Raw genomic sequence first — 16,715 nt, 5'->3', positions numbered from 1 at the left:
CGGCGGCTCCCGCTCAGAACTGGTAATAGATGAACGGTGCGACCCCTTCGGGCCGCATCGCGTCGACGATCAGGATCAGCACGCCCAGCGAGAGGCCGATGACCGGTGCGGCATGATGGCGCACCCGCGCTGCCAGCCGCTGCAAAATGCCGGCCGGCACCGCATGGATGGCGAGGCCCGCCACGACCAGCGCCAGCGACAATGGCGTCACCAGCGTGTTACGCCAGTCCCCGGCGAACAGCCGTCCCAGATAAGCGAACGCCTCCCCCTCGCCCTGCGCCCGGAAGAAGATCCAGCCGAGCACGACGACGTGGAAGGTCAGCAGGATGCCGGCCCAGCGTGGCGCGCGGGGCAGGCCGGCGGGGCGGTGCCGCGCCCAGAAGCGCTCGATCGCCAGCCAGCCGCCGTGCAGCGCGCCCCAGATCACGAACGCCCAGCTGGCCCCGTGCCACAACCCGCCCAGCAGCATCGTCAGGAACAGGTTAACGTATGTGCGCACCGGCCCCTTCCGACTGCCCCCCAGCGGGATGTAGAGATAGTCTCGCAGCCAGCTAGACAGGCTGATGTGCCAGCGCCGCCAGAAATCCTGAAGCGAGGCGGCGCGGTAGGGTTGATCGAAATTGCGCGGAAAGGTGTAGCCGAGCAGCGCCGCCAGCCCGATCGCCATGTCGGAATAGGCGGAAAAGTCGCAATAGATCTGAACGGCATAGCCATAGGCGCCGATCAGCAGGTCGAAGCTCGACCGGTTGGCGGGATCGAAGAACGCCGGATCGACCAGCGCGCCGGCGAGCTGCGACGCGATCACCGCCTTCTTGAACAGGCCCCACAGGATCAGCAGCAGCGCAGCGGCGACCGTTCCGCGATCGACCACGGGCACGCGGCGGAACTGCGGCAGCAGGTCGGCACCACGCACGATCGGTCCGGCGACCAAGTGCGGGAAGAACGACATCAGCAGCGTCAGGTCGAGCAGGTTCGCCGCCGGAATGCGGCGACGATGGACATCGACCAGATAGGAGATCGCCTGAAAGGTGAAGAAGGATACGCCGACCGGCAGCACGACCTGCAACAACGGCAGGTCACGCCCGAAGCCGAGCGGGGTCAGCAGGCCGGCAAGTTGTTCGAGGAAGAAACCGGCATATTTGAAATAGCCGAGCACCCCCAGATTGGCGACGACGCCGACCGTCACCAGCGCGCGACCGGTGCGGTCGTCGTCATTGCGCACGATCGCCTGCGCCAGCGCCCAGTTGACGAACGCCGACACGAACAGAAGTGCCACGAACCGCGCATCCCACGCGCCGTAGAAGAACCAGCTGGCAAGCAGCAGCGCGATCTTGCGCCATTCGTTCGACCGGCCGAGCGACCAGGTCACGCCATAGACGACGAGGAAGAACAGCCCGAAGCTGAGCGTGGGGAACAGCATTCAGCGCGCCGTCGTCGCAGGGGCGGTGGTCGTATCGGCGGGCCGGTCCGGATCGACGAGCTGGGTCATCGCCGTGTCCAGATCGGCCTGGAGCAGCCGTGCGATCTCCGCGCCGCCGCGGCTGGTGAAATGAACGTGGTCGCCACGCATCATCGGCGTGGCCCCCTGCGTCCAGCCATCGGCGACGCAGCGGCCCCCCATGCGCTGCGCCCAGTCCCAATAGGCGATGCCGAACGCCTTGGCCTGTCGCCGCTGGATCGCCTGGACCGATGCCAGCGCGGCGGTCGGCCGCCATTCGCCATTGCCGGTGCACGGGCTGCTGGTGCCGCTTTCGCCGGTTTGCAAACCGGGCAGCTTCGTCGCGGAGTCGGGCGCACCGATCAGCAGCATCGGCACGCCCGGCGCCAGCCGCCGCAGCCGCGTCAGGTCGGACCGCAACGCGACCTCGTACACACTGGCCGAGAAACCCGGCCGGAACGCTTCGTTAGTGCCATAGGCGACGACGATCAGGTCGGGGCGATAGGCCGCCAGTTCGGTCGCAACGACGCGGTCGTCGGTCCGGCCGAAATGCAGGAACTGCGCGCCGACCGTACCCAGGTTGGACAGCACCACGCCGCCGCGCAGCCGCCGTTCGGTGCTCCATGACGTGATCGTCACCGGTCCGCCGATCACGGTCGCCGACGCGATGGTCGCTTCGCCATTGCCGTCGAGCGTGCGGCATCGGCTGCCGGCTTCCGCCCCGGCCAGCGACCATGCGACGACCGCCGCCCCCAGGCTCAGTTGCAGGCTCCCCTGCCCGGGTCCGCTGAGCGCACAGACGGTCAGCCGGTCGAAGGTGCGACCACTGTCGGCGCTGAGCGTCACGGTCGCGCCCGGCTGTTCGCTGGTCAGGCTATAGCCGCTCAGGCCCAGGCGGATATTGCTGTTCGCCGAATAGGCCGCACCGAAGATGCCGTTGACGCTCCACCCGATCGACTGGCCGGCGGTGATGTCACGCGTCAGATAGCCGGCATAGGGACGGCCGGGGGGCAGTGCGCCGCGTCCCGCCCGGCCATAGCGCGCCTGCAATGCCGTGCGCCAGCTGCCGGTGATCTGGTCGCCAGCGGTGTGGCTGTCCCCGATCTGGAGAATGCGGACCGGTTCGGGGGCGCTTTTCGCGCTCTCCAGCTTTTCGAGGAACGGCCGTAGCCGTTCCGCATCGCACAGCCCGCCGATACAGGTCTGCGCGGTCGCGGCCTGCGCCAGCGCGAGTGCGAACAACGCCGACATCAGCGTGTTTCCTCGGCCGGCGTCGGCATGGGCAACGGCCGCCCCGCCTCGCGCCGGGCGCGCTCGGCATATCGGCGCAGGTCGTCGGCGGCCTTGGCGGTCAGGCGTTGGTATCCGATACCGATCATGTGCAGCCCGTCACCGGTACGCATCAACACCGGCTTGCCGGTCTTCAGGTCGGGCAGATAGGCGTTGTACTTGCCCTCCGCATCCAGCGTCAGCGGACGGGAATCGAGGAACGGCACGCCCAGCCGGCGCATATGGTCGGCATAGAAGGCGTCCATCGCCTGCATATCGGCGTCGAGCTTAGGATCGCGCATCACCGGCAACCCGATCCAATAGACGACGGCCCCGGTCGACCGCACCGCCGCGACGAAGGAGTCGATGCGGTCGCCGATCACCTGTTTCCACCCGTCGCTCATCAGCGGGTGGAGATGACCATCGGCGAACACCGCCTGCGCGTCGTTCGCGCCGAAGCTGATGACGGCGGCATCGACCGGCTGAGACGACAGTTGTTCGCGCGCGCGCTTTTCGAGGTCGAGGACCCGGTAGCGGGTGAAGCCGGTCGCCTCCTTGGCGAACTTCAGCACCTCGAACCCGTCGTCCTTCGGCAATTGGCGATAGAGCGCGTCCCATACGCCGTTGCCGAAGCTGTCGCCAAACACGCCGACGCGCAGGACGCCGTCACGCTTCATCCGGGCGATCACCTGTGGGTCGATCGGCCCGTCGACGGTACGCGCGGCGACCGCCGGTGCGGTCGGAGCCGAAGGCGCCACGTCGGTGACGGTGGACGATGCGCCCGGCGCGATCGGCGGCACGGGCGCGGCGACCGGGGCCGGCGATCCCGGCAGCGCGATCCGGCCGTCACCGGTAAAGGACAGACCGACAACGAATCCGGCGATCAGGCCGAGGACCAGCACCGCCATCCGGTCCCCCAGCCACCACAGCCTGGATTCCGTCGCTCGATTGGCAGCAGTCACTTGGTCATACCCGTTCACATGTGGGACGGCCCGCGTGTCGCGGGCGGATGATGCAGCGGGTAACGGTTCGCGCGAACCTCGGCAAGACGCCCGCCCCGCTCCCCGCGCCATAATGCCGTATCGCCATGACGGACCGCTGGGAACCGGGCAGTACCGGCATCCGGAGCATCGCGGTATACCGTCACCGAAATCCAATTCCGCCACGTAAAATGCGCTATATTGCAGACGGTTAATTACAACAGGCCGGTCACCCGCCCCCGTTATTCTGTCATCGGGAGGAGTGCCGTATGATCGCCACCATCTGCTGCCGCGTATCGGGTAACAGCATCGCCACAGCCACGGAGGAGGGCCGAAACAACCGCGGTGGCGATTGGTCCATCCCCCTGCAAAGGTTACGTAAATTCCGCATCGGCCAGTCCTGGCGGTGTGTGGCGGCGGACCGGCGGGGAACGGCGGTGATCGAACTGGCGCTCGCCCTGCCGATCCTGACCATCTTCCTGTTCGGGATCGTCAGCGGCGGCAGCTGGCTGGCGATGTCGCACATCGTGCAGGAGAGCGCGAACGAGGGCGCCCGCGCCGCGCTGGCCGGGATCAGCACATCGGAACGTGCTTCGCTCGCCAGCCAGGCGGCCCTGCAGACCTTGTCGCGCAGCTACGGCATCCGCCAGGAAGAGATCGCGCTGAAGGTCGACGACGACGGGCGGCAATTGACCGTCAAGGTCGCATATGACGGATCGGCCAACCCGCTGCTGAAGCTGCCGATCATGCCCGCCGCGACGACGACGATCCGGCGACAGGCCAGCGTCGTGCTGGCGGGATTTTGACGATGCTGGGACGGGCGATAGGGCGGCTGGCGGCCGCGCGCGATGGCAATGTCGCGATGATCCTGGCCGGCGGGCTGACGATGTTGACGGGAACAGCGGTGCTGGGGGTCGATACCGCCACGCTGTATCTGGAGAAGCGACGGTTGCAGGGCGCGGCCGATGCCGCCGCGCTGGCGGCGGCGGCCGACCTCGACAATGCGGGCACCCGGGCGCAGGCGGCGGTGGCGCTGTCGCCGGACAATGCGACGCGGCTGGTGACGATGACGCCCGGCCGCTTCACCCGCGATGCGCGGCTGTCGGTCGATGCCCGTTTCCTGGCCAACGGCACGCCGGGCAATGCGGCGCAGGTCGCCCTGCAAAGCCGGATACAGCCGGTATTCGCCCGTGTGTTCGGCTATCGCGACGTCACCATCGACGCCCGTGCCACGGCGGCGCAAATCGATCTGGCCGGATTCTCGATCGGCACGCGACTGGCGTCGGTCCAGGGCGGGTTGCCCGGCGCGTTGCTGTCGCAGCTGGCGGGTAGCGAATTGTCGCTGTCGGTAATGGACTATAACGCGCTGGTGTCGGCGCAGGTCGACCTGCTGAAGACCGCCGAACTGTTGCGGACCGGCGCTGGCGTGCAGGTGGCCAGTTTTGACGAAGTACTGGCGACAGACATCACACTGCCGCAACTGGTGACGGCGATGGCCGGGGCGACCACCAGCAGCGCCGCGGCGCACGTGCTGCGGTCGGTTGCGGGCAAGCTGCCTAACCGCAATGTCCGGCTGGACACGATCATCGACCTGGGACCGCTCGGCAGTCGCAGCGCCGCCGACCCGCAGCGTCCGGTGAACACCGACGCCTATGCGTTCCTGCGCGAAACGCTGCAGATATCCAGCGGTACGCGACAGGTGCAGAGTGAGGTCGATCTGGGCATTCCCGGCATCGGCCAGACGCAATTATGGTTGCAGATCGGCGAGCGCCCGGCGAGCAGCCGCTGGCTGTCCATCGGCGAGGCGGGACAGACCATCGTGCGCAGCGCGCAGACGCGGCTGTGGATCGACATCAGGCTGCTGAACGCGCCGCTGAGCCTCGGGTCGGTGCGGGTGCCGATCTATGTCGAGCTGGCCTCCGCGGAGGCGCGGCTGGCGCAGGTCGGCTGTCGCGGCGGACCGGGCAACGCCACCGCCGCGCTGGACGTCACGCCATCGGTCGGACGGGCGGCCATCGCCGATCTCGATCCCGCCTCGCTCCCCTATTTCCAGCAGGCGATGACGCTGCGCCCGGCCCGCCTCGTCACCTTGCCATTGGTGTCGCTGACCGGTCAGGCCGATGTCCAGCTGGGCGGCGTGCATACGCAGCGGGTCAATTTCTCGACCGCGGAGATCGATGGCAATGTCGTGAAGTCGGTGTCGACCAACGACATTGCCGCCGGCGTGGCCAGCAGCCTGCTGCGCAATGTCGACATTCGCGCCAATGTGCTGGGGCTGGGGCTGTCGACCGGCCTGCTGACGCATACGCTGGGCAACACGTTGAGCGCGGTCGCGCCCGCGCTGGACCTGGTGGTGGGACAGGTCAGCGCGCTGGCCGGCGTGCATGTGGGCCAGGCGGACGTGCGGATCGACGGCGTGCGCTGCGGCACGCCGGTCCTGGTCGGTTGACGCGCTACTGCCGGGTGAGCAGGACGATCGCGCCTTCGTTGCCATAGACGCCGCGCAGTTCGGCGATGGTCACGCGGACCGCCACCGCCGCGCCGTCGTTCGACAGCAGCGCGCTGTCGATGGTACGCGCGCCCTTCCCGGTCAGTACCTGATCCAGCGCCTCGCGAAACGCCACGCGGTGGCTGATGGGGACCAGGTCGGCCATGGCGACGTGTTGCAGCCGTTCCTCCGACAGGCGGACCATGTCGCAAAAGGTCGGTTCGACCCGGTCAATATGCCCCCGAATGTTAACGCAGGCATAGCCGATGCCGTCATGCACCGCGATCGCCTCGCGCAGCGACTGGCGCGCATCGGCCAGGCGGTGTCGCTTCATGTCCTCGGTAATATCGTGGACCAGGATGGTCAGGTGATGGGCAAAGGGGTGGATATCGACCCGAATCCAGTTGTCGGCACGGAACAGCGACGGCAGCTCGGCCGAACAGGGTTCCCGGCTGGTCACCGCACGGCGGACATAGGTTTCGATCAGCGACCCCTGGAGCAATGGTATCGCCGAGAACAGGCGCTGCCCGACCAGGTCGTCCTTAGTCCGATCAACCTGCGCCTGCGCGACATGGTTGATTGCAAGGACACGCAGATCGAAGTCGATCAGCACGACGCCGATCGTCAGGCAATCGGCGAAATCGGTCAGGCTGGGCGACGCCGCGCCATCGACAGGCCGTTCCGAACCGCCCTCCTGCAACGCGGTGTAATGGCGCACCGTCGTCAGGACATGGGTCGCCCGGCCGTGATGGGTGACAAAGATCGCCTCATCATCCTGCATCTGGCGCAGTTGGCCGAACCGCCGGGCAAAGTCAGCCGACGATACGGTCGGTCGATCGGCATCGTTGCGCATAATCACGTCGCCGCCTTGCCCTGGCATAAGTTGTTCTCCCCGTTACCGAATATGCACGCCATTCCCTGATATCGGCCATAACGCGGCCGACGCTTCAACCATGTCTTAAATACAGCCATAGCGGATCGGTTTCGTGTGAGACAATTGGAACATGCTTTAAAAACAATGTTATACACTTGTGATAGCGGTACCGGACCGATAGCCTCTGACATCGACAGAGGGGGGACGGCGTTGCGCATGTTTTCGACTATTATCGCGGTGACGATGCTGGGCCTTTCGGCGCCCGCGACCCCGACCGATGCCGCACCATGGGTTGCGAGCTGGACGACCTCACCGATCCCGACCAATGCGGAACAACGGCTGCCCCAGATCGGGGGTAGCAATACGACGGTGCGGCAGATCGTCCGGCTGACGCTGGGTGGGCGGATGCTGCGGGTGCGCTTCACCAATCGGTTCGGCACGACGCCGCTCCGGATCGCGGGCGCGCATATCGCCATCGCGTCCGGTCCGGCCGCCGCCGCGATCGACGAGGCGAGCGATCGCGCCCTGACCTTCGGCGGCAACACCGGGGTGGAGGTTCCGCCCGGTGCGGATTTCTGGTCCGATCCGGTTTCGGTTGCCGTGAAGCCGCTGTCCGATCTGGCGATCTCCACGCACTTTGCCGCGCTGCCCGACCAGCAGACCGGCCATCCCGGCGCGCGGACCCGCAGCTGGATCGTGGCCGGGGATCGGCTGTCCGATGCGACGCTTGCCGATGCCAAGCCGGTCGAGCGCTGGTTTCAGATCGCGGCGGTGGAAGTGACCGCCGTCCCGGCGGCCCGTGCCATCGTGGCCCTCGGCGATTCGATCACCGACGGCTATGGCGTGACGGAGGGGCGACATCTGCGCTGGACCGACGGCCTTGCCCGCCGGCTGTCTGCCGGGCGGCGCACCGCCGGGGTCGCGGTGCTCAACCATGGCATCGGCGGCAATTGCCTGCTCGCCGAATGCAGCGGCCCCAATGCGCTCGCCCGGTTCGACAGCGACGTGGCAAGCCAGCCGGGCGCGTGCTATGTCATCCTGCTCGAAGGGGTCAACGACCTCGGCCGGGCGGGGCGCGAACGGACGCCGACGGCGGAGGAACGCCGCGCGCAGGTGCAGCAGATGATCGCCGGCTACCGGCAGATCGCCGCGCGGGCGCGGGCGCTGAAGCTGACCGTGATCGGCGGCACGATCACGCCGTTCGTCGGCAATGACTATTACCACCCCGACGCCGCCGGGGAGGCCGCGCGGCAGGCGATCAACAGCTGGATCAGGACGCCCGGCCATTTCGACGCAGTGATCGATTTCGATGCGGTCGTGCGCGACCCGGCGCGGCCCGACCGGCTGCTGCCCGCTTATGACTCCGGCGACCATCTCCACCCGTCGATGGCGGGCTATCGCGCGATGGCCGATGCGGTGCCGTTGGCATTGTTCGCGCGCTGACGTCTTGGTCGGGACGCTGGCGCTCCCCATGTGGCGTCGGTCACCCGTATCGGAGCTGTCCCATGATCGACCTGCATTACTGGCCCACGCCCAATGGCCACAAGATCACGCTCTTCCTCGAAGAAGCCGGCCTGCCCTACACCATCCATCCGGTCGACATCGGCAAGGGCGAGCAGTTCCGCCCTGAATTCCTCGCCATCGCGCCGAACAACCGGATGCCGGCGATCGTCGATCACGAACCGCTGGGCGGTGGCGAACCGCTGTCGATCTTCGAATCGGGCGCGATCCTGCTGTATCTGGCGGAAAAGACCGGACGGTTCCTGCCCGCCGACATCACCGGACGCTATGACGCGATCCAGTGGCTGATGTGGCAGATGGGCGGCCTGGGTCCGATGGCCGGACAGAACCATCACTTCAATATCTATGCGCCCGAGAAAATCCCGTACGCGCAGGATCGCTATATCCGCGAAACCGCGCGGCTGTATGGCGTGCTCGACAAGCGGCTGGCCGACCGCGACTTCATCGCCGGCGATTACTCGATCGCCGACATGGCGGCCTATCCGTGGATCGTGCCGCATGAGGCGCAGGGGCAGAAGCTGGAGGATTTCCCGAACCTCAAGCGCTGGTTCGACGCCATCGCCGCGCGGCCCGCAACCGTCGCCGCCTATGCCAAGGGCAAGGCGGTGAGCGACGGCAGCAAGCCGATGACCGAGGAACAGCGCCGCAACCTGTTCGGGACGCCGACGAAAGGCTGATCTGCGACAAACTGCGACAAAGCAGTCGCCGTCCGACAAAGGCTGGCGACAAATGGCGGCGACAAGGGGCGCATTCTCCACTGGGGTGCGCCCCTGTTCGAAAGGTCCGTCCATGCGTTCGTTGATCGCCGCCGCCTCGCTCGCCGGTATCGCCCTGCCCGCCATCGTCACCGCCCAGACCCCGCCGCCCGCGCCCAAGCCAATGGCCGATGGCGTCCTGACCCGCGAGGAAGCGGTGACGCGTGCCGACCGCCGCTTCGACGCGCTCGACACCGACCGCGATGGCAAGATCAGTGCCGCCGAACGTGCGGCGCTGCCCGAGCGACCGCGCGGCACGGTCGATGGCCAGACGCCGATGCCGGGGCGCAGCCGGCATATGGGCGACCGGATGCTGGAGCGCGCCGATGCGAACAAGGACGGCGTGGTGACGCGCGAGGAATTCCGCGCGGTGGCGACGCGGATGTTCGACCGGCAGGACGTGAACCATGACGGCCGGATCGACGCGGCCGAGCGCAAGCAGTGGCGCGATCAGCGGATGGCGCGGCGCGGCGGCGAAACCGCTGAATGACAAGGCAGCCGGGCGGCCCCGCAGGTTGCCCGACATTTCCCTTCTGTCGACGGGCCGCGTAGCATGTCCGACATGGCCGATATTCCCCACCTGTTGCTGGTCGACGACGAGCGATCGATCCGCGAACCGCTTGCCCAATATCTGACGAAGCAGGGATTTCGCGTCACCCAGGCGGGCGATGCGGAGGGCGCGCGGGCGCGGCTGAACGCCTATGCCATCGACCTCGCGATCCTCGACATCATGATGCCGGGCGAAGACGGGCTGTCGCTGTGCCGCCATATCCGCGAGACGAGCGAGACGCCCGTGATCCTGCTAACCGCGCGGACCGAGGAAACCGACCGGATCGTCGGGCTGGAAATGGGCGCCGACGATTATGTCGTGAAGCCCTTTTCCCCGCGCGAACTGGCGGCGCGGGTCAAGGTCGTGCTGCGACGGACGGCGGGCGGCGCGGTGCGGCAACATGCGCCGGAAGCGGGGTCGTTCGCCTTTGCCGGATGGGTGCTGAAGACCGGCGAGCGCGCGCTGGTCGATCGCGAGGGCGTGTCGGTGCCACTCTCGACCGGCGAATATAACCTGCTGCACGCGCTGGTCATCCGCCCGCGCCAGGTGCTGACCCGCGACCAGTTGCTCGACCTGACCCAAGGGCGCGAGGCGGCGGCGTTCGATCGCGCGATCGACAATCAGGTCAGCCGGTTGCGCAAGAAGATCGAAACCGATGTCCGCAACCCGGAGATCATCAAGACCGTGTGGGGCGGCGGCTATACGCTGGCGACCGAGGTGACGCGGCTGTGAAGCGGTCCGAAGAGAGAACCCGCCCGTGAGGCGGCTGGGGCCGACCAGCCTGCCGGGACAGATCGCGCTGCTGGTCGCGGTCGCGCTGTTCGTCGCGCAGGCGCTGAACTTCGGCCTGTTGCTGCGCGAACGCCGAGCCTTTCGCTTTGCCGAGATTACCCTGCCCGCCGTCACCCGGCTGATCGATGCCGCCGAACGCCGCATCGCGCCGAGGCCGGGACAGCCGGTTGCCACCCCGCGCGACCGGATGCGCGGCGTCCGGCTGGTGACCGACCGCGCCCCGACGATGCGCGGCGAACCGGAACGCGATGTCGAGGAAGCGATCCGGTCGGGCTTTGCCGATGCCGGTATCCGCGTCGGGTCGATCGCCGCGCATATCCGCCCGATCGATCACGAGGAAATCGCCGCGCGTGGCATCGAGGGGCGCCGCGCGGAGCGGCTGCGGCGGATGGGTGCGGTGCTGGACGTGGCGGTCGAATTGCCGGGGCGCGGCTGGCTGGTGTCGCATACCCCCTGGCCGATGGCGGAGCGCGGGCTGTTGTGGCAGCTGCTGGCGCAGACCTTCATCCTCTATGTCATCGTGCTGTTGCCCGTGCTGTGGATCGGGCGACGCATCGCCAAGCCGCTGCGCCTGCTGGCCGGAGCGGCGCGCGCCTTTCACCCCGCCCGCCCGCTGCCCGCGATCGAGCCGTCAGGACCGCAGGATGTGCGCCTGCTCATCTCCGCCTTCATCGATTTGGGGCGGCGGGTGAATGCGATGGTCGACGAGAAGGACCGGATGCTGGGCGCGATCGGCCACGACCTGCGCACGCCGCTGGCCGCGCTGAGGGTGCGGGTCGAATCGGTCGAGGACGATACCGACCGTGCGCGGATGGTCGAGACGATAGACGAGATGAACGCGACACTGGACGACATATTGTCGCTGGCGCGGCTGGGCCGGCCGAGCGAGGCGGCGACCGATGTCGATGTCGCGGCGCTGGTCGATGCGGTGGTCGACGATTTCCGCGATCTGGGACACGATGTCGCCTTCGAGGAAGCCGCGCGGGTGCCGCTGCATCTGCGGCCCAATCTGATGCGGCGCGCGGTCCGCAACCTGATCGAGAATGCGATCAAATATGCCGGTGCGGTCGAGGTGCGGGTGGAAACGAGTGCGCAGGCGGTGGCGATCGTCGTGGCGGACCGCGGTCCGGGTATCCCGCCCGACCGGATGGAGGCGGTGTTCGATCCCTTCACCCGACTGGAGACGTCACGCAATCGCGGGACCGGCGGGATCGGGCTGGGCCTTGCGCTGGCAAGGGCGATCGTGCGCGATGCGGGTGGCGAGATCGCGCTGGCGAACCGCGATGGCGGCGGGTTGAACGCGACGATCCGGTTGCCGCGTTAGGCGCGCGCGCTGTGCCAATGTGCCAAGGTTGGCCGGCGCTGATCCCTAAATTACGACCGTCACCCCAGCGAAGGCTGGGGTCTCACGCGGCCCTTGTCCCGCGCCATAACTGGGAGATCCCAGCCTTCGCTGGGATGACGTTTGAGGCGAACGATATGGGTTCGTATATCAACGCCAACCGAATGACCGGGCGAAATCGTCCGGGTCCGCACCCCGCTTGCGCGGGGCGAATGCCACGGCACAAATCGTCCCCCGGACGATTTGAGTCCGTGTCATTCCCACTCGATTGTTTACGAGACTTTTAAGTAATTGATTTATCTCGCTAAAATTATTTCAGCTCGACGCCATACCGTCAGCCAATCCGTCAAAAAACATCGCTTATGAAAACATTGGCTTTTTTTGCCCATTTCTCGAAAGCTACCTTCCGCCATCTATTGGCACGCAAGCCTAAACCTTTATCCGGTGCTGGCCCATTGCCAGCGTTGCTCAGGCCTTGTGCTCGACCAGGCGACATGCGAGCGCCTGATCTCCCCAGGAGGTGGCGAAGGTGTCGGACACGACTTTCCACTGTCCTGCCGGGCTATGCATGCCATGGTGCTCCCCCATACAAGAACACTGACATTCATCGCCAGTCGCATTCCAACAGGCGGGCGCGCACTTCTCCTGCTCCCGATACGGCTGGATTATATAAACCTTGCCGTACTTCTCCAGACATTGCGCGACGAGAGCATTGAACCATGCTTGTGGAATTTCCCAAAAGCGCCGCTGCTGGTCCCACTCCGGGTTAGATCGTCGCTCGTGGCGTATCCAGGCTCTGTTCCCAGGATCAAATGGCAACCGCATACGAAGTCGGTGACCCGCTCCCCGCCTCAGGAGGACGGGAATTTCCTTCTGATTCCAGATTTGCCTCAGCCGTTCGGGAGTGCCTTCATCCACGCCGAGCCTTTCGTATTATCCTATGCCTTGACCAACCTAATGTCCGTGCCGCGATTTTCCGGGCCACGACGCGCCACACCATCAACAAGGCGAAACAGAATACCTTCGAGTTCATGCGTGGGGAGATGTAGTGCCACCGCAATATGATCACGCGTGGTGCGCTCGTTCCATAGGGCGCCTAACACCTGAGGCCAGACGACAGAGCACTCAGGCTTCAGACCCTCAGGTTCGCGCGACCGATATCCTCGCCGAGAAATCTCGATATTAAACGTCCGATTTTGCCATTCGCTGACGATACCCATCTTGTTCAGTCGATAGGTCAGGGCAGCTACCGACACGCCCCATCGCTTCTTTGCATGTATGAGTTCCTCTAACCCCGTGACGTAACGAATTCGGCTCGCGACGTCGTCTTGCGGCATGAGAAAGTGTGATGCGAATTGGTCCGCCTCGTTCTCGGCCTGTCTGCTGTCCTGCTGCTCGCCGTGCCGGTGCATGACCAAATGTCCAAGCTCGTGGGCGGCGTCAAACCGACTTCGCTCGGTCGATTTGAAGGTGTTCAGGAAAACGAACGGCTGCGAATTCCTCCAGCATGAGAAGGCATCGACGGTTTTGGTATCCTCGCAAAGCGAGAAGACGCGCACACCCTTGGCCTCCAGCAGTTTCACCATGCTGGGAATAGGTTGCTGACCCAAGCCCCAATATTCGCGGACAGCCTGCGCTGCCGCCTCCGGCGTGGCGTCGGCGCGAAGATCGGGTACATCTGCCGCAGGCAGATTAAAACGCTCCTCGATCCAGTCGTCAAAGAGGAACGCTATAGTGCCAGCTGACAACGCCGCGTCGCGTTCCCGGGCGGTCATCGAGGTCAGGCTCCGAAAACTCGCCGACTGGACCGGCAGGTCGTCGAAATCGCCCGCCGAAAAGAACTCGCGCGGGAAATCCAACACCCGTGAAAGCGCGTTGAGCGTTTCTTCCTCAGGTTCGTGCACGCCATTCTCGAGCCGCGAAACCGTGATCGGCGAGACGCCCACGGCGGTGGCGAGCGCACGCGCGGTCATCTTTCGCCGCTTCCGGCCGAGTATGAGCCTACGATGATTGAACATAGCAACGGTCAAATCTTACGCGAGACATTCACCTCAAAATCGACCGGCGGAGCATCATCCGCCAGCGGGTCAGGGCTATCCCAGTCTCCCTTTTGCACGAGCAGAATACGCTCATGAAATTGATCGAACTGCTCATCATTGATCGCCATCGGGCAGGAAAGTTCAGCACGAACGTCCGGGCCATCGGCGTAGACGAACAAGTACCACGTCGCCGCCGTGATCTCGGCAACTTCAAGTTCGCGGACTTCTGGGAAAAGATCGTACTGGCCGAGTTCGACAGCGCGTGCTGCGCCAGCGCCCTTTTTTGAAACCGCGACGGGGTCGGAAATGGGATCCCCCGCTCGCTCGGCATTCTGATAAACGATCTTGATGCCGATCGCCGTATGGAAGATCGATTCGATATTGTCGCGACGACAGATTTCCCAGCCCTACGGCACGAACACTCGGCGCAGATGCTCGGTTCCTGCAAGGTAGGCGAGCAGCCCACCCGCGCTAAGCGGGTGAAAGGGCGTGGCGTTCCGACGGGCACCGACCGCAGCGCGGACGACCTAGAGAAGCTCGGCCTTAGTTGTGCCGAGTTGCTCAAGACGAGGTGCGACTTAAAATTCTTCCGCGAGGACCGCCATTCAAACCTGCCCTGTTAACTTTTCGGCCCTCATTTGAGCAGAAAAAAGTTAGCGTGTCAATCGTCCTCAGGTAGCGACGCTGGGAGACCGACCCGCTCCGCGGCCCTCGCCACCAGGTCGACTAGCTTCCACCCTTGAGCCCGAGCGGGTTCCATCAGCATCACTGCTTCGGACTTACGCAGCGCGACACCGAGCAACTCACGCGGCCTGGTCACGCCGACAAAGACGTTTGTCGCGGCAGTGAGCCCTACCCCTGTGAATGGCTCGTCGGTAACGCCGAATGCACGTGGAAGCACCGTGGTTAGGTCAATGCACTGCTCGTCTGCACCACTGCCTTTCCATACCTCGCTTTCTACGACGAGAATTCCGTCTACGCTCTTGCCCTTGACCGAATGGATCGATCCCAGCCGCAATGTGAAATCGTCGAATTGCATCTGCTTAGTGGAGCGGCGCTCAGGGTCTGCGAGATCGGCCTTTTGATCCGCAACGAAGCTGCACAAATCCGCAATTTCGGCCTCAGCGCCCTGAGGATGCGGACTGAAAAGTGGCAGCAGCTGTGCCATGAACGCCAGCCATGCCTCCTGCTCCCATACCGCATCACCGGTAAGCACATGGTCCCGGAGCAGTCGACGTACAGCGCGCGGCAACGCAAGGTCGCGATGCGACAGAACCGGCCAGACATTATGCGCAGTAATCGGACGATTATTCGCCGCTTTCCAGCCATGCGCGCGCGCCAGCCCGGAAACTCCGACGGCGAGCATCTCGCTGACCTCCGCGGGAGGTCGCCCCGCGGCGTGGTGTACCACCGCCTTCTGAAGCTGCCGGCAAAGGAGGTTGGCCTTCGATCGAGACCCGCCCTCGCTACGATATGCGGGATGATAGTCGACAAGGCTCTTCGGCTGCCACGCCCCTTTCTTACCGGGCAGATTGTGACGCGACGCGACCGCCCAGACGTCGCGCCTACTGCAATCGCCGCCCCACAGCGCGCGTGCCTCTTCAGCGAAGGCTCCGAGAACGCCGCCGATCGTGGCTTCATCGAACAGAAACATTACCCGCGACGCAGGCCGTGCGCCCAGGCCCACAATGGTCTGAGCTTGTCGCGCAGTCAGCCGACTTGCAAAACCTGCGATCTCCCCGCCAAACCTGCGGCTCGTATCGAGAGGTATGCAACCGGGGCCTGGCGTCCAATAGGCTGGTGCAGCTCCATCGTTTGATTGCTGTCCCCGAGGCGCTGGAACGCCGCTCCGTCTTGCTTGAAGACGTGCTCCAGCAGCCGGAGCTGGTCGCCATGGGTATCCTGCGCCTCATCAAGGATGACGAGCGGAAAGCGGTCGCGAAGCCGCTCGGCGAGAGCCGGGTTTTCACGAAGCGCGCGCCACGCGAGCGCCGTCATGTCGGCGTAGCGATAGAGCCCGCTCTTGACCATCGAGGCCTTGAGGGATTCGAGCGCCTTCCCGCAATCGGTGTGGGCGCCCCATTGCCCTTTGCGGCAGCGCACCGCCAGCGCCCGGGGCTCTGCATCTGTGTCCGTGAAACCCGGGTCCAGATCGAGGAGCGAAATCCACTCTTCGAGCCTGCGCTTCAGCTTGAGCTTCTTGTTCTTGGCGAGGTTGTCGAGGACACCCCAACCCGGATACCGCCGCATCGCCTCAGCCGCGAAGGCGTCGTCGTCAATCTGGCGCACGTGCCAGCCCAGGCCTCGAAGATAGGGCAAGGCAAGGTACTGGTTGATGAACGCTGTGACCGTGCCTGTGAAATGAGGATAGGCCATCAGCCGCGCTGCGGTCGGGTGACGGGCGATCAAATCTTCGACCTCCGTCCGCGCGGCATTGGTGTGCGAGATGACACAGACGCCCCGCCTGCGGGTCGACCAGTTACGCGAAAGCAGCGCGAGCTTTGCGGCCAGCAGCGTCGTCTTGCCGTTGCCGGGTGCCGCCTGGACGTCACAGGGGGTGGCCTTCGCCAGGAAATCGGTCTGGCTCGGATCGGTGAAATCGCAGCCGCCCAGCTCGTCGCCAAGTTCGGCAAGCAGTTCGGGTGTGAGCGGCAGGATCTCGAACAT

The 16,715-nt window shown here is 65.4% G+C and carries 15 protein-coding genes; 7 read left to right on the top strand and 8 right to left on the bottom strand.

Annotation, left to right across the window (positions count from 1 at the left end; genetic code table 11):
- Window positions 1-13 precede the first annotated feature (13 nt).
- The 3 genes from ASE83_RS02445 to ASE83_RS02435 are packed head-to-tail and all read right to left on the bottom strand — an operon-like array spanning window position 14 to window position 3,669.
- Complete coding sequence (locus ASE83_RS02445; RefSeq protein WP_055785545.1) at window positions 14-1,420, bottom strand: MBOAT family O-acyltransferase; 1,407 nt, start codon at window positions 1,418-1,420, stop codon at window positions 14-16.
- A complete protein-coding gene (locus ASE83_RS02440; RefSeq protein WP_055785548.1) occupies window positions 1,421-2,689 on the bottom strand; it encodes a GDSL-type esterase/lipase family protein in 1,269 nt (422 codons plus the stop codon). It abuts the gene before it with no gap.
- On the bottom strand, window positions 2,689-3,669 hold the full coding sequence (locus ASE83_RS02435) for an SGNH/GDSL hydrolase family protein (protein ID WP_235515967.1): 981 nt from the start codon (window positions 3,667-3,669) through the stop codon (window positions 2,689-2,691). The genes ASE83_RS02440 and ASE83_RS02435 overlap by 1 nt, the downstream gene beginning before the upstream one ends.
- 455 nt (window positions 3,670-4,124) lie before the next feature.
- Here ASE83_RS02435 and ASE83_RS02430 point away from each other — a divergent pair, with 455 nt between their 5' ends.
- Both ASE83_RS02430 and ASE83_RS02425 read left to right on the top strand, forming a co-directional pair.
- Window positions 4,125-4,493 (top strand): TadE/TadG family type IV pilus assembly protein, encoded by a 369-nt coding sequence (locus ASE83_RS02430; RefSeq protein WP_162236580.1) that lies wholly within the window; start codon window positions 4,125-4,127, stop codon window positions 4,491-4,493.
- 2 nt (window positions 4,494-4,495) lie between these two features.
- Entirely contained in the window at window positions 4,496-6,136 is a 1,641-nt protein-coding gene (locus ASE83_RS02425) for a pilus assembly protein TadG-related protein (RefSeq protein WP_055785558.1), read from the top strand.
- Window positions 6,137-6,140: 4 nt separating this feature from the next.
- On the opposite strand, the gene ASE83_RS02420 is transcribed toward ASE83_RS02425, so the two are convergent.
- A complete protein-coding gene (locus ASE83_RS02420; protein WP_055785561.1) occupies window positions 6,141-7,028 on the bottom strand; it encodes a PAS domain-containing protein in 888 nt (295 codons plus the stop codon).
- A gap of 237 nt (window positions 7,029-7,265) precedes the next feature.
- Between ASE83_RS02420 and ASE83_RS02415 the strand changes: the two genes are divergently transcribed.
- The 5 genes from ASE83_RS02415 (at window position 7,266) to ASE83_RS02395 (ending at window position 11,991) form a co-directional block, all read left to right on the top strand.
- Window positions 7,266-8,492, top strand: coding sequence for an SGNH/GDSL hydrolase family protein (locus ASE83_RS02415; protein WP_055785564.1), 1,227 nt, complete (start codon window positions 7,266-7,268; stop codon window positions 8,490-8,492).
- A 62-nt stretch (window positions 8,493-8,554) separates the two neighbouring features.
- Entirely contained in the window at window positions 8,555-9,247 is a 693-nt protein-coding gene (locus ASE83_RS02410; RefSeq protein ID WP_055785567.1) for a glutathione binding-like protein, read from the top strand.
- Between the two features lie 112 nt (window positions 9,248-9,359).
- Window positions 9,360-9,815 (top strand): EF-hand domain-containing protein, encoded by a 456-nt coding sequence (locus ASE83_RS02405; protein WP_055785570.1) that lies wholly within the window; start codon window positions 9,360-9,362, stop codon window positions 9,813-9,815.
- 72 nt (window positions 9,816-9,887) lie between these two features.
- Window positions 9,888-10,607 (top strand): response regulator, encoded by a 720-nt coding sequence (locus tag ASE83_RS02400; RefSeq protein ID WP_055785573.1) that lies wholly within the window; start codon window positions 9,888-9,890, stop codon window positions 10,605-10,607.
- A gap of 25 nt (window positions 10,608-10,632) precedes the next feature.
- Window positions 10,633-11,991: a sensor histidine kinase gene (locus tag ASE83_RS02395; RefSeq protein WP_055785576.1), complete on the top strand. Its 1,359-nt coding sequence runs from the start codon at window positions 10,633-10,635 to the stop codon at window positions 11,989-11,991.
- A 956-nt stretch (window positions 11,992-12,947) separates the two neighbouring features.
- On the opposite strand, the gene ASE83_RS02390 is transcribed toward ASE83_RS02395, so the two are convergent.
- The 4 genes from ASE83_RS02390 to ASE83_RS02370 form a co-directional block, all read right to left on the bottom strand.
- A complete protein-coding gene (locus ASE83_RS02390) occupies window positions 12,948-14,027 on the bottom strand; it encodes a helix-turn-helix domain-containing protein (RefSeq protein WP_055785579.1) in 1,080 nt (359 codons plus the stop codon).
- Between the two features lie 8 nt (window positions 14,028-14,035).
- On the bottom strand, window positions 14,036-14,227 hold the full coding sequence (locus ASE83_RS18335; RefSeq protein ID WP_156352597.1) for a hypothetical protein: 192 nt from the start codon (window positions 14,225-14,227) through the stop codon (window positions 14,036-14,038).
- 482 nt (window positions 14,228-14,709) lie between these two features.
- The gene (locus tag ASE83_RS02375; protein ID WP_055785588.1) at window positions 14,710-15,702 is read right to left on the bottom strand and encodes a hypothetical protein; all 993 of its coding nucleotides are present in this window, start codon (window positions 15,700-15,702) and stop codon (window positions 14,710-14,712) included.
- A 56-nt stretch (window positions 15,703-15,758) separates the two neighbouring features.
- The gene (locus tag ASE83_RS02370; RefSeq protein ID WP_055785591.1) at window positions 15,759-16,715 is read right to left on the bottom strand and encodes a UvrD-helicase domain-containing protein; all 957 of its coding nucleotides are present in this window, start codon (window positions 16,713-16,715) and stop codon (window positions 15,759-15,761) included.

The sequence above is a fragment of the Sphingomonas sp. Leaf32 genome (genome assembly GCF_001421765.1).
GTDB lineage: Bacteria > Pseudomonadota > Alphaproteobacteria > Sphingomonadales > Sphingomonadaceae > Sphingomonas.
The sequence above is the reverse complement of the archived record's forward strand: the minus strand, read 5'-3'. Positions and strand labels throughout refer to the sequence as shown.